Origin of the sequence: Cytobacillus firmus, from assembly GCF_023612095.1 — a bacterium.
Taxonomy (GTDB): domain Bacteria; phylum Bacillota; class Bacilli; order Bacillales; family Cytobacillaceae; genus Cytobacillus.
Window position 1 is genome coordinate 2,147,660 of the sequence record NZ_CP086235.1, and the last position, 13,097, is coordinate 2,160,756.

Here is a 13,097-nt window from a genome sequence, read left to right on the forward strand (position 1 = left end):
AATAGGAGAGCAAATCAATGTCAGAACCGAAGATGAAAGAAACCGGCAAAAGTGTAATTGAATTTATTGAAAGTGTGGAAAATGAGAAGAAGAAGGCAGATGCCTATCAGCTGTTAGAAATTTTCGAAGAGGTAACTGGTTTTGAGGCGAAAATGTGGGGGCCCAGTATTATAGGCTTTGGCAGCTACCACTATAAGTATGCATCAGGACGCGAAGGGGATGCGCCTTTAGTGGGTTTTTCCCCAAGGAAGGCTAAGATTAGTCTTTATTTGACCTATGAAAGTGAGGAAAGAGAAAAACTATTAGAAAGCTTTGGTAAACACACGAAGAGTAAGGCTTGTATTTATGTTAATAAATTAGCAGATATCAATACCAGTGTATTAAAGGACTTAATTAAACTTACAGTAGAAACATATCAGAGTCTTTATCCGAACGAATAGAATTATTGCCATTGTTCTAAATCGATATCAACAAAACCGGCGCGTTTCTTTAGCAAGAAAGCGTCTACTTTATCCTTACACATAAAAATAATGATGATTATCTCTACAAGGTGCGTCGAAGATTTAACCAGTTTTTACTGGTTTTATTTTTTATATGAACTTTTATTCCATTACCAGGGTAAAACCTGCCAGATGCGAACGGGATGATAACGATGACGAAATTATCGTATAGTGGTTTAAAATATGGAGAAAGCGATGTGGAAATAAAATTATTGGTGGATTTACAAAACGATTGGTTGGAGGTGACGCATACCAAGGAAGTGTCTCAAGTAATGAATAAATCAACTGGCGAATATATCCAGGTGTATCGAAATACCTTAAAATTTGAGGTAGTATCATAGTATGAAGAAAATGCGAATTTAATTTATAGTTGTAGCCATAACGAATAGCAAAGTTCGTTTTGGCTTTTTTTTGTTCATTTCACAGTTGAATTCGTAAATCCCAATTATCACTCTGCAATAAATAATTCAGTGTCCTGATAAGGTGTGAATGGATCTGGGAAATGCACTTAAATACAATTTAAATGTTGTCATATTAATAAAAAATATTACGAATTCGTATGTGAAAGTCATTGCTTTTTAATGTATTTTACTCCAAAACTGAACTGCTCAGTTATATAGGAAAGTCTTTTATTTATTTCCTGTTCCTTTTTCCAGACCTTGAAAACTCTCCATTCTCGTTACCCAGTATCCGCTGTAATATAGAGTGAGAAAGATGACAAAATCATATAAAGTAGACCAGTTTTTGGGATTGTAGAAATCAATGGCGTTAAATAAATTCATTCCACCGAAAGCTGCAATGGCAGAGAATATGATTCCCTTCAGCAATGTATTCATTTCAGGTTTAATCTGCAGAGCTAGCATGATACCTACTGGAGCCAGTGAAAAGTGATACGGCAAAAATAAAAATGGTGCCAGGGGGATAATAACCATAGGGTAGGACCATAACCCCAAAGATAATGCTGCCAGATCTATTGTCAGGGATAAAATGATGACTGCCAATCCAGCCAGGAGAAGACGCCCGGTGCTGTCTTTCTTCCTGCACTTAAACCATATCAGCCAGGGAATGATAAACAAAGCAAGTCCGGCCCACCATTGCCACGTATTAATAAAATTATTCTTCACTATATCCGCGAATACAGAGCTTATATCCGTAAATTGTTCGTATGCCTGTTCAGACTTGACCAGTCCTTTTTCAAACGCCATGGCAGCTCCCCCATTCTTTTTACTTATTTTCAATTGATTTTTTTGTATTTTCTTTCCACCTTTAGACAATAGGTCAGAAGATGCCGAACACATTCGAAGCAATCTTTAATATGCTCAGAATTTCATTTGATAATACTAATGAATCGAAATCTCCGCTTCATATGATTGAAGTTAGAGACTTGTGGAAGTATGTAACCTTAGTAGAAGAATTTATTCGGTATGAAGAAATGAGCTTAGTAGAATTATAAATTCAGATAAAAGATCCATTTATTACAGGCATTCGGATCTTAAGTTATCCAAATGGCTTAAGGTCCGGTGCCTTTTTTTGTATGTTTCAGCTATTTTCAGCCGGGTACAAGAAATGAAAAGCTTTTTATTAAAATAGAGAATCCAAAATCCTTTAAGTTATATGAATGAGATTTGGGCTGTACCCCATAGGAGGGATATCAATGGATAAGGTGGATACCAGGCATATGGAAAGAGACACCGAGGACAAGCGGCAGAAGGCGACTGGCACTCATGGGATGGCTGCTTCTGCAGTTCATGAAGCAACGAAGGCAGGTGCCGAAATCTTAAGAAACGGCGGCAACGCCATGGATGCCCTGGTCGCGATCCAATTTGCTCTTAGTGTGGTTGAAGTGTTTAACACTGGCATAGGAGCAAGCGGATATATCGTGTATTTTGATCAGAAAACAAAAAGACCAGGGTGATCAACGGCCATTCACAGACACCTTCAGGGGCAGATAAAGATCAGTTCACAAATGAAAAGGGAGAAACCACTCCTTATTTTCAGCAGACCATTGATGCCAGGTTTGCAGGAATTCCAGGCATTATGAAGGCTATGGGAGAGGGGCATCAAAAGTTTGGGACAAAGCCGATGGAGGACCTGATTGAGCCTGCCGTTAAACTGGCTGAAGAAGGCTTTAGGGTGAATTGGCAATGGGACGAAGTCATCGAAATCCTTCATATCAGATTGGGGGAAGAAGCAAAGAAATTTTTTATGCCTGAAGGAGTCCCTTTAGTGAAAGGAGATTGGGTTCGAAACAAAGATCTGGCAAAGACTCTTAGAATCCTGCAAAAGAAAGGGATAAAAGCGATTTATGAAGGTGAAATTGCAGATGCCATCATCCATACACTTAAAGAGCAGGGCGGTATTATGACGAATGAGGATCTGCAAGACTATCGGGCACCGATAGAAGAACCTTTGATGGGAACATACAGAGGCTATGAAATTGCCGTTCCAGGACCACCTAATGGCGGGGGAATTTCATTGCTGCAGATTTTAGGGATTCTGGAAGGGTTTGAGCTTAACAGGTATAGAGTATCTTCCTGGGAAAAGTATTATTTATTCTCAGAGGCAATGAGATTAGCATTCACTGATAAGCTGGCTTATATCGGAGATCCTAATTTTTCTGAAATTCCGGTTGAAGGTCTGCTTCAAAAAGAGGGGAAGGATTGACTGGAAATCGAGAAATGCGGAAATTGACTGCGGCAACCCCTGGAAGTTCCAGGGCAGCGATCGTCCGAGAGGCGAAGTAAAAGTGCATCAAACAGGAAAGGATACTACGCATTTTACCGTAGCTGACAGATGGGGGAACATTGCAGCCTGCACGTCTTCAAATGAGCATATTATGGGTTCAGGCATCATGGTACCAGGTTACGGATCTTTGCTGAACAATGATTTGACCGATTTTACCCCGGAAGCGAACCATATCAATAGCCTGGCACCAAATAAACAGCCGGTCAGTGCAAAAGTACCTGCTGTAGTACTAAAGGATGGGGTGCCGGTTTTAACGCTGGGCTCTCCTGGGGGGCCAACTATTGTTGCTTCAGTTTCACAAGTTATCAGTCATATTCTCGACTTTGAAATGGATGTAAAAGCCGCAATTGAAGAACCCAGGATTTATAACAGTGTGGGACCGGATGTCTGGTCTGAGCAAGGTATTGCCCAAAGTGTACTTGACAGACTCCGCAAAATGGGATTTCAGTTTGATGATACGGACAGACCCATTGGGAATGTCCAGGCAATCTTTTTGGATCATGACACCGGCATGCTGCATGGTGCAGCTGATTCAAGCAGGCCAGGATCGGCCATTGGAATTAATGAAGTATAGCCAGAAGATTATTAAAAAGGAGTGATTGCGTTGAATCAATATGAAGCCTATTTGGATGACAAAATGCCTGAAATGATGAACCTGCTCGAGGAACTGGTGAATATAGACAGCGGCTCTTACCATAAAGAAGGAGTGGACAAGGTTGGTACTGTTTTGAGGAAGGAATTTGAGAAGTTGGAAATGGATGTTCTTGTTCACCGTGAAGCGGAGTATGGAGACCATCTGGAGATAAAAGCCGAAAAGGATAGTGACCCTAAAATCATTATTATTGCCCATATGGATACCGTATTTCCAGAGGGAGAATCAGAAAAACGGCCATTCAAAGTGATTGGTGATAAAGCTTATGGACCGGGAGTGAGTGATGAAAAGGCAAGCCATGTATCCGTTTTGTACGCATTGAAACTTCTAAAGGAAAGAGGCTCGGAAGCATATAAAAATGTACATCTGATTTTTAATAGTGATGAAGAAATCGGATCACGAAAATCAAAAGCCATTATAAAAGAGGCGTCGATAGGTAAAAAATTCTCACTTGTCGTTGAATCCGGAAGACCCGATGACGGCATAGTGACAGAGAGAAAAGGAATTGGCAGGTTTATCTTTGATGTTAAAGGAAAAAGTGCCCATGCCGGAGTTGAACCAGAAAGAGGGAGAAGTGCCATCGATGAACTGGCACATAAAGTAGTTAAACTTCATGACTTAAATGACTATGAGCGGGGCTTATCGGTCAATGTGGGTTTAATTCAAGGCGGCATCTCATCCAATACCGTCGCTCCGGATGCAGAAGCACAAGCGGATGTACGAGTGAAGAACATGGAACAGGCAAAGGAAATCACTGCAAAAATCACAGAAATTGCAGAGGAGGAGGAGGTGCAGGGAACAGAAACCAGCTTATCAGGTAAAATTGGAAGACCGCCAATGGAAAAAGTCGCAGGAACGGATAATTTGATTGAGGAAATAAAGGCTGCAGGGGAAGAACTGGGAATGTCGATCAGAGAAGTCAGCACCGGCGGAGGTTCGGATGCAGCGTATACATCCACTGAAGGTATCCCAACCGTAGACGGAATGGGGCCGCTCGGAGAATTTTCCCACAGTGAGACGGATGAATATGTCGATTTAAAAACATTTCCGAAGCGAGCGGCTTTATTGGCAAGAACGATTGAAAGGTTAAGCAGGGTATAGAATAAGAACTTAATTGCTCGGCCTGTGTGGGCCGGGTTTTTCTGTGGGGAAATTGAATAGCCCATGTAAGAATAAAAGCTTTGAGCCTGCAGATTTGGATTCATTTTTAAAAGGAAAGTGAGCCTCCATTTATCCTTACTTCAATAAAAAAATAATAAAAAACATTATTTATTTATTGAAAAACGATAAATAATGTAATAGAATCAAAATGAAAATATGAAGTGAGGTGTATATTCATGGAAAAAGTAACAACATTGTTTTTAAAAATAGCCGTCTTCCTTTTGGGGGTACCGATTTTGGTTTTGTGCATTTTTTTGGTACCTGAGCTGGGGGAAGCTGCAGGTGAATTGCTGCCGAATTTTGTTTTCATTAAATATTTGGTTTACATCGTGTTTTATGCTTCGACGATTCCTTTTTATTTTGCGCTGTATCAGGCTTTCAAACTTTTGCGCTATATTGACAAAAATAAAGCTTTCTCAGATTTATCTGTCATAGCTTTAAAGAAAATTAAATATTGTGCCATCACCATCGCTGGATTGCATGTACTGGTAGTACCGGTCTTCTATCTCTTTGCGGAATTTGAAGATGCCCCTGGTGTCATCTTCGCTGGCTTGCTGGTTCCTTTTGCTTCAATGGTTATCGCAGTCTTTGCGGCTGTTCTGCAAAAGCTTTTGCAAGAGGCAATCGATATAAAATCAGAAAACGATTTAACGGTCTGAGGTGAGAACATGGCTATTATTATAAATGTTGATGTGATGCTGGCTAAAAGGAAAATGAGTGTAACAGAATTGTCAGAGAGAGTGGGAATCACAATGGCAAATCTCTCTATATTGAAGAATGGAAAAGCAAAAGCGATCCGATTTTCAACCTTGGAGGCCATTTGCAAGGCGCTGGATTGCCAGCCTGGAGATATTCTGGAATATCGAAGTGATGAATAAGTGGAACAGGGGGACAGGTTCATCGTCCCGATTGGGACAATGAACCTGTCCCTTTGTCCCAATGAAAGGGGGATTTCAGATGCAAATGACCATTCGAAAAATGGAAGCTCAGCTGATGAACGCACTGCAGCAGCTCGTTCGTTTCGGCTGGAAACAGGCTTTATCTTGTTTGTTTCCTGTTGTTATTTTTGCTTCTTTAGCTTTAACCAAATTCCTGCCGCTGTCTATTCTGCCGCGATATGACTGGATGCTGATCATCTGTCTGCTGATGCAGTGGTTCATGGTGCGCTCTGGGCTAGAAACAAAGGATGAATTGAAGGTTATAACTTTATTCCACATTATTGGTCTTGCACTTGAACTATTTAAGGTGCATATGGGCTCATGGGCTTATCCGGAGGAGGGTTATTCCAAAGTGTTGGGTGTTCCTTTGTACAGCGGTTTCATGTATGCCAGTGTAGCAAGTTATCTCTGCCAGGCTTGGAGAAGGCTTAATGTTAAACTGATAAAATGGCCGCCTTCCCTCGCAGTAATGCCTCTTGCTGCTGCGATTTATTTAAATTTTTTCACCCATCATTATTGGATCGATATCCGCTGGTGGCTGTCAGGAATGGTTTTGATTGTTTATTGGAGATCCTGGGTCAGTTACGAGGTAGGCGGAATCCAATACCGTATGCCGCTTGCCCTTTCTTTTGTGCTGATCGGGTTCTTCATATGGGTAGCCGAAAATATTGCCACCTTCTTTGGAGCTTGGGAATATCCCAATCAGGCAGATGCTTGGAGTCTAGTTCATCTGGGAAAGGTGAGTTCCTGGCTGCTATTAGTGATTGTCAGCTTTCTTATCGTGGCTACGCTAAAGAGGGTTAAAGGAAACAGTTCCGCTGGCACAGCTGCTAGTCAAACTAGATAACTTAAGAGATTATGTTTATTTGCCTGTTTAAAGGTAATCAAACAAAAATAAATAAAGGGCTGCAATCGGAGCCGAAAGAATTAGTGCCCGCAGTTTATGGACATAATGTAATCGGATCATAGGAAACATAATGACGACAAATAAAAAAGACCACCAAATATTCCAGCCATTATGGTAGCTTATGAAATGAAAGCGGAATGCCAGCCATTCAGTTGACCAAAACAAAAATATCCAATATATAAAATAAAGTATTTTACTTTTAAACTTGGCGGGATAATTAGATAGGAACACAAAACCAATTAATGGATTGATCACAATATTGTGCATTAAATGGACTCCCATTAGAGTCAGAGTGTCTTTTTCCAGTTCCCATAAGTGAAAATGACTATGTGAAATAAATTCATAAATGAAAGAGGCCACGGAAATATAGAGCATAGTAGGATAGTATCTTTCCCAGTTTTTCCAGTCGCCTTTTATACAAGAAAGAATGATTACCAATATTACAAGGATGTAATGCATAGGTTCACCTCATTTTACTGTTAACTAGTATGGACGATATTTGTAAACAAATACCTTCATTTGTAAAAAATAGGCAATTCATCCTTGTAATCTATTTATGGGAATCTGAATGACTGCTTAAACCATTCATACCTTGGAGCAATAACCCATTCATGGCTATTCAGGTGTATCCGCCGTATTTCCTTTTTTCACTAAATATAATGCCGTAATCCATGAAGTAACGGGAATCACCATTGTTACCCCAATTCCTGCACAGAAGATCGTAATCATCTCGCCGCTGAAAATCTTGGAATTGATAATTTCACCTGGTGAATAAGATAGGTCTTTAAACCATATAAGCAGTGCTAAATATCCGCCAAAGAAGGCGAAAAATAACGTGTTGGTGCTTGTTCCGAGAATATCCTTACCGATGCTGATGCCGGCTTGGAATAATTCCCGGGTGGTGATATTGAATTTCCCGCATTGGGGAAGAAATGGCCATAGCAGCATCTGTTATGGCGCCGATGGTACTCATGATGATGACAGAAGCAGCCACTTTTACAAAATCAATCCCAATATAAAGGGAAAATATGCTCAACTCCTCTATTTCCTCTTCACCAAATCCTTGAATCATGGCATTTTCGGCAATGATGACAATGAACACAATGAGAACAACCGTAGTAATGATAGAAGCCAGAAATGCGGTGATCGTCTTAATGTTCACTTCATTTATAAAAAATAGATTGATACAGCCAATGAAGGCACATGCGAATAATGTAACGATAATTGGATTGATGTTTGGATCGTTCATAAAGAAAAGGACAAATATAATCACTCCGAAGTTGAGGAAAATCGCAAAAAATGATCGGGCTCCTTTTTTCCCGCCGATAAGGGTCATCAGAATAAATAATATGGCTGCCAGCACTAGTATTGCATTCATTTTCGTGCCCTCTTTCTATTAATGAAATATATGGCAGTATAGAGGCCAATCGGAATGGTGATGACGATTCCGATTCCTCCGGCAAGTGCACGGGCTAATTCCAGTGAAAGGTTCATGGATAGGCTGAACCCGAGCGGTGAGTCATTTTTTATATACAAAATGAGCATCGGAATGGAGCCGCTGATATAGGCGAAAAACAAAATATTCGTCATGGTGCCCATAATGTCTTTGCCCACTTCCATTCCAGAGCGCTTAAGAGCTTGCACGGGAATGCTGTTATTCTTTTCATATAAGCTAAACAGTGAAGAGGACATGGTAATGGCTACATCCATAACCGCTCCTAACGAGCCGATAAATAAACCGGCTAAGAACACCATTCGATAGGGCCTCGTTATAAACTGAAGCTCTTCGTATCTCAGCCCTTTCCCGCCAGTTAGCCAAATGACCAGATAAGTGATCAATAATGACAAAAATACTGCCGCAAGCGTTGCGATAATGGCAGCATATGTTTTTTCGTTAAAGCCGTTTACGAGCAGAAGGTAGGTAACGGTAAATAAGATGACTGCCGCACTGCATATCAGCAGCAGGCTTATTTCCGGATTCTTCAGATATACATCCAATACATAGGATAGCAGCACGGCATTGACTGCCAGGCTGATGATGGAAAAGAGACCTTGCTTTTTACCGACAAAGAGAAGTAGATCCATGCTGTGATTAGTATGTAATGATCCCGCTTCAGATCAAGGATATCTCCGCTTAATTCTGCAGCACCTGCTGTTTTCTCCTTTATGGACACAAATAATTTTTGCCCGCTTTGAATTTCATAGTCATAGGCTTTGGATTTAGAATACTGATTTGTTATGAGAATATGCTGTCCTTTTGCTTTTCCATTCGTAATTTCGGCTATGATCCGCTGTTCATAAACGCGGTCTTCATTATCGTAAATATCCGTAACTTCTTCAGAGTGAACAAGTTTGACTTCCTTTACTTCTGCTATTGTGCGTTCATAGAAAGAATCATTGTTTTGGACCAACAGTATGGAGGCAGCTATGCATATTGCCAATATAATATAAAAATAGATCACTTTATTAGGGATGTTACTCAAAATAAACCTCCGGAAGTATAAAAATAGAAGAGCTTTGCAAAGGACTAAGGATATCAGTAACTTTTTCGGACAGTCAAGTTTATCCCTGTTCTGGAGGGGAGACTTGTCACTCAAAAAAAAATCATCCAAAAGGATGAAAGAGCAGCTAATTCATGAAGTTACTACTTTTGCACATCTAACGTTTCTTTTTGCTGTTTCTCTTTTTTCTGATTTTCAGCATCCTTCTTGAAAGCCTCCATTGCTTTATAGAAAAGCAGAGTCATTTTGATCACCTCCTTATTAGCATGTATCCCCCTGTATTTTTAAGTAAAACTAAGAATGAAAAATTGATAATTTTTGTCAAAATCAATGATAAAATCATTGACCAGTGTGGTCAATTTTGTTATTTTTGAAATGACCACATTGGTCATTTTTGTGAAAGGAGTGCAATATAATTAATACTACTTTTTACAGTTTGAAACCCGAAAAACAGGAACGAATTATTAATGCAGCCATGAAAGAATTTGTAAAGAGCGGCTTTGAAAAGGCATCTACAAATGAAATGGTAAAGGATGCACAAATAAGCAAAGGCTCATTGTTCAACTATTTCAGCAATAAAAAGGATTTGTATCTCTTTTTGATACAGAATGCAGTAAACATCATTGAACAAATCTATACAGAAATAGACATGAATGAGAGGGACGTTTTTGAAAGAATCAGTCAGGTGGGGTTCATTAAGTTAAACATCCAAAAGAAATACCCCCTTGTATTTGATTTCTTGAAATCGCTGCTTGAAGAAGAGGCTCAGGATGTAAAATCTGAAATAAATCAACTGCTGGCAAGCATTCAGAAAGATGGCATGAAAAGAATCTACGAAAATATCGACTGGTCAAAGCTTCGGGAGGATATAGAACCTGAAAAAGCGATGAATATCCTTAATTGGACCATGACTGGTTTTGCGGAGCTGCAAATCGCCAAAATTAAGTCATTTGTGGATATCGGTAACGAGGTGTTTAACGAATGGGACAGCTATAAAGAAATTTTAAAGCGCTGTTTTTATAAAAATGGGGAGGAATGAGCATGAGCCTTTTAAAAGTAACCAGCCTGACAAAGAAATTCGGCAAATTTACGGCATTGGATGGGGTAAATCTTGAGTTGCATAAAGGTGAAGTACTGGGCTTCATCGGACCCAATGGCGCGGGTAAATCAACTACAATCCGGGTATTATTGGGGATCTTAAAGGCGACAAGCGGAGAAGTAAAGCTTTTTAACAAAGATGCCTGGCAGGATGCTGTTGACATTCATAAAAGGGTTGCCTATGTGCCTGGTGACGTGAATCTTTGGCCGAACTTAACAGGGGAGAGGTCATTGATTTATTTATAAAATTAAATGGCACTGCGAATAAGGAGAAACGTGATGAGTTAATCGATAAATTTGATTTGGATCCTTCCAAGAAGTGCAGAACCTACTCCAAGGGAAACAGGCAAAAGGTTGCGCTGATTGCGGCCTTTGCCTCTGATGCTGACCTGTTTATTCTGGATGAGCCGACATCAGGGCTCGATCCCTTGATGGAAAAGATTTTTCAGGAAAGTGTGATGGATGTTAAAAGCCAGGGAAAGAGCGTACTCCTGTCCAGTCATATCTTATCTGAGGTAGAAAAGCTGTGCGACCGGGTAAGCATTATTCGTCAAGGCAGGATTATTGAGTCGGGAACTTTAAGTGAACTTCGCCATTTAACCCGGACTCAAATCCTCGTGGACACGAAGCTGCCAATTACAGGTTTAAAAGAACTGAAAGGTATCCATGACATTCAAGAAAGTAAACATGGGATGACGTTTCAGGTGGATACAACGGAAATGGATGGTGTGATTAAGCACATTTCTCCATTTGGCATCATCCGTTTGGAAAGTGCCCCGCCGACCTTGGAGGATCTATTTATGCGCCATTATGAAGGGGAAAAGGATGCAGGAGGTGTCCGCTGATGGCAGGCAATCATTTGGCGAAAACCATTTTCCTTTCAAAATTTATCTTCCGTCTCGACCGTTTGCGGATCCCGATCTGGGTGCTGGCACTTACCTTTTTTACGATAATCGTTCCAACTTCCTTCAAGGGATTATACAATTCCCAGCAGGAAAGAGAAGCTATGGCCCAGACGATGGCCAACCCGGCAATGACTGCCATGACTGGTCCCGCGGATTTAAGCAACTATACAGTTGGCGTCATGACAGCCCACCAAATGCTTTTAATGACTGCTGCTGTGACCGGTTTAATGAGCATCCTCCTGGTAACGCGGCATACCAGGGCAGATGAAGAGGATGGGCGCCTGGAATTGCTCCGTTCGCTGCCTGTTGGGCGACTATCCTATTTAAATGCAACCCTGCTTACAGTATCGGCAGCTTGCATCGGATTGGCTCTGATTAATGGATTCAGCCTTTATGCCCTTGGAATTGAAAGCATGGATCTGGAGGGGTCATTGCTTTATGGTGCAGCATTAGGGGCGGCGGGTTTATTTTTCGCAGGAGTAACAGCCGTGTTTGCTCAAGCTTCAGATAGTTCACGGGGAACCATCGGTTATTCGATAGCCATTCTTCTTATTTCTTATCTTTTTAGAGCGATCACAGACATCAGCAATGAATCATTATCCTGGCTTTCGCCGCTCGCGTGGGTAACCAAAGCAGAAGTCTATGATTCTAATAATTGGTGGCCTGTTGTCTTGATGGTTGCTGCAGCTATGGTTCTATTTGCCGCTGCGAATTATTTGAACGCTATTCGGGATCTGGATCGAGGATTTTTTCCATCCAGGCCCGGAAAACAATATGCATCCCGCTTTTTGCAGAGTCCAATCGGCCTTGCGTTTAGATTACAGCGGATCGGAATCATTTCATGGGCAATCGGCATGTTTGTGCTGGGAGCTTCCTACGGGTCGGTATTAGGGGATCTGGAATCATTTTTCGCCGATAATGAAGCCATGAAGCAGCTCCTAAAGCCAACAGAAGGGGTCACATTAGTGGAACAGTTCATTCCAATGCTGATGATTGTTATTTCACTGATGGCAACGATTCCTCCAGTGATGGCCATGAATAAACTTCGAGGTGAAGAGAAGAAGGAACGATTGGTTCATCTTTTGAGCAGATCCGTTTCGCGGAGCAAGCTGTTAGGAAGCTATTTCGTCATTTCTGTCATTAACGGATTTCTCATGCTCTCGCTGGCAGCACTCGGATTATGGTCTGCCGGGACTGCTGTGGTGGAAGGCGGGTTGTCTTTTGGGATGATCTTTGGTGCAGCATTGTCCTATTACCCAGCGATGCTTGTCATGATCAGCCTGGCCGTCCTTCTGATTGGATTCCTGCCAAAATTCACAGGTCTCATTTGGCTTTACGTCTTATATTCTTTTATTGTGCTGTATCTAGGAGGTTTATTCCAATTCTCTGACTGGATCGGCAGCCTTTCTCCTTTTGGCCATGTTCCGCAGGCACCAATTGAGGAATTTTCACTTATTCCGCTGCTGTTATTATGTATGGCTGCCGCGGTGCTGACGTTAGCAGGGTTTATAGGGTTTAATAGGCGGGATATTGAATAATGATAGTTAAAGATAGATATTAAGAAACGCAATCCTCTTAAAGTGATTGAACAGTTTTTGAGAAAATGGCATCCGATAAGGCTGTCATTTTTTATCGCAGTCTAACGGGCAGTAAGACCCCCACTTCAAGACTCAGAGGAATCAAATGAGGA

The 13,097-nt window shown here is 41.1% G+C and carries 12 protein-coding genes and 4 pseudogenes; 12 read left to right on the forward strand and 4 right to left on the reverse strand.

Annotated features, from left to right (window positions below; all coding sequences use genetic code 11):
• Nucleotides 1–17 precede the first annotated feature (17 nt).
• Entirely contained in the window at nt 18–440 is a 423-nt protein-coding gene (locus LLY41_RS10900) for a DUF1801 domain-containing protein (protein ID WP_095245102.1), read from the forward strand.
• A gap of 212 nt (nt 441–652) precedes the next feature.
• Nucleotides 653–841 carry a hypothetical protein gene (locus LLY41_RS10905; protein WP_095245101.1) on the forward strand — a complete coding sequence of 63 codons (189 nt, stop codon included), beginning with the start codon at nt 653–655 and terminating at the stop codon, nt 839–841.
• Nucleotides 842–1,129: 288 nt separating this feature from the next.
• On the opposite strand, the gene LLY41_RS10910 is transcribed toward LLY41_RS10905, so the two are convergent.
• A complete protein-coding gene (locus tag LLY41_RS10910) occupies nt 1,130–1,705 on the reverse strand; it encodes a CBO0543 family protein (RefSeq protein WP_095245100.1) in 576 nt (191 codons plus the stop codon).
• A gap of 80 nt (nt 1,706–1,785) precedes the next feature.
• Here LLY41_RS10910 and LLY41_RS10915 point away from each other — a divergent pair, with 80 nt between their 5' ends.
• The 7 genes and pseudogenes from LLY41_RS10915 to LLY41_RS10945 all read left to right on the forward strand — a co-directional run bounded on the left by LLY41_RS10915 (nt 1,786) and on the right by LLY41_RS10945 (nt 6,843).
• On the forward strand, nt 1,786–1,953 hold the full coding sequence (locus LLY41_RS10915; protein ID WP_179289051.1) for a hypothetical protein: 168 nt from the start codon (nt 1,786–1,788) through the stop codon (nt 1,951–1,953).
• Nucleotides 1,954–2,298: 345 nt separating this feature from the next.
• Nucleotides 2,299–3,164 (forward strand): annotated as a pseudogene (locus tag LLY41_RS10920) (gamma-glutamyltransferase).
• Complete coding sequence (locus LLY41_RS10925) at nt 3,130–3,819, forward strand: gamma-glutamyltransferase (RefSeq protein ID WP_353615974.1); 690 nt, start codon at nt 3,130–3,132, stop codon at nt 3,817–3,819. Before LLY41_RS10920 ends, LLY41_RS10925 begins: the two are co-directional and overlap by 35 nt.
• A 30-nt stretch (nt 3,820–3,849) precedes the next feature.
• Complete coding sequence (locus tag LLY41_RS10930) at nt 3,850–4,998, forward strand: M20 family metallopeptidase (protein ID WP_286137380.1); 1,149 nt, start codon at nt 3,850–3,852, stop codon at nt 4,996–4,998.
• 236 nt (nt 4,999–5,234) lie between these two features.
• Nucleotides 5,235–5,717 carry a DUF2975 domain-containing protein gene (locus LLY41_RS10935; RefSeq protein ID WP_095245099.1) on the forward strand — a complete coding sequence of 161 codons (483 nt, stop codon included), beginning with the start codon at nt 5,235–5,237 and terminating at the stop codon, nt 5,715–5,717.
• A gap of 9 nt (nt 5,718–5,726) precedes the next feature.
• Nucleotides 5,727–5,936, forward strand: a complete 210-nt coding sequence (locus tag LLY41_RS10940; protein ID WP_048008671.1) for a helix-turn-helix domain-containing protein — start codon at nt 5,727–5,729, stop codon at nt 5,934–5,936.
• Between the two features lie 115 nt (nt 5,937–6,051).
• A complete protein-coding gene (locus LLY41_RS10945; protein ID WP_179289053.1) occupies nt 6,052–6,843 on the forward strand; it encodes a DUF817 domain-containing protein in 792 nt (263 codons plus the stop codon).
• A 27-nt stretch (nt 6,844–6,870) separates the two neighbouring features.
• Here the strand turns inward: LLY41_RS10945 and LLY41_RS10950 are convergent, their stop codons facing one another.
• The 3 genes and pseudogenes from LLY41_RS10950 to LLY41_RS10960 all read right to left on the reverse strand — a co-directional run bounded on the left by LLY41_RS10950 (nt 6,871) and on the right by LLY41_RS10960 (nt 9,386).
• A complete protein-coding gene (locus tag LLY41_RS10950) occupies nt 6,871–7,362 on the reverse strand; it encodes a CBO0543 family protein (protein WP_095245097.1) in 492 nt (163 codons plus the stop codon).
• A gap of 156 nt (nt 7,363–7,518) precedes the next feature.
• Nucleotides 7,519–8,281, reverse strand: a pseudogene (locus tag LLY41_RS10955) (YibE/F family protein).
• Nucleotides 8,278–9,386 (reverse strand): annotated as a pseudogene (locus tag LLY41_RS10960) (YibE/F family protein). The pseudogenes LLY41_RS10955 and LLY41_RS10960 overlap by 4 nt, the downstream one beginning before the upstream one ends.
• A 454-nt stretch (nt 9,387–9,840) precedes the next feature.
• On the opposite strand from LLY41_RS10960, the gene LLY41_RS10965 reads away from it, so the two are divergent.
• The 3 genes and pseudogenes from LLY41_RS10965 to LLY41_RS10975 all read left to right on the forward strand — a co-directional run bounded on the left by LLY41_RS10965 (nt 9,841) and on the right by LLY41_RS10975 (nt 12,945).
• Nucleotides 9,841–10,443, forward strand: a complete 603-nt coding sequence (locus LLY41_RS10965; protein WP_304587969.1) for a TetR/AcrR family transcriptional regulator — start codon at nt 9,841–9,843, stop codon at nt 10,441–10,443.
• Nucleotides 10,444–10,445: 2 nt separating this feature from the next.
• Nucleotides 10,446–11,347: pseudogene (locus tag LLY41_RS10970) on the forward strand (ABC transporter ATP-binding protein).
• Complete coding sequence (locus LLY41_RS10975; RefSeq protein WP_095245094.1) at nt 11,347–12,945, forward strand: ABC transporter permease; 1,599 nt, start codon at nt 11,347–11,349, stop codon at nt 12,943–12,945. The pseudogene LLY41_RS10970 and the gene LLY41_RS10975 overlap by 1 nt, the downstream one beginning before the upstream one ends.
• The last annotated feature ends 152 nt before the right edge of the window (nt 12,946–13,097 follow it).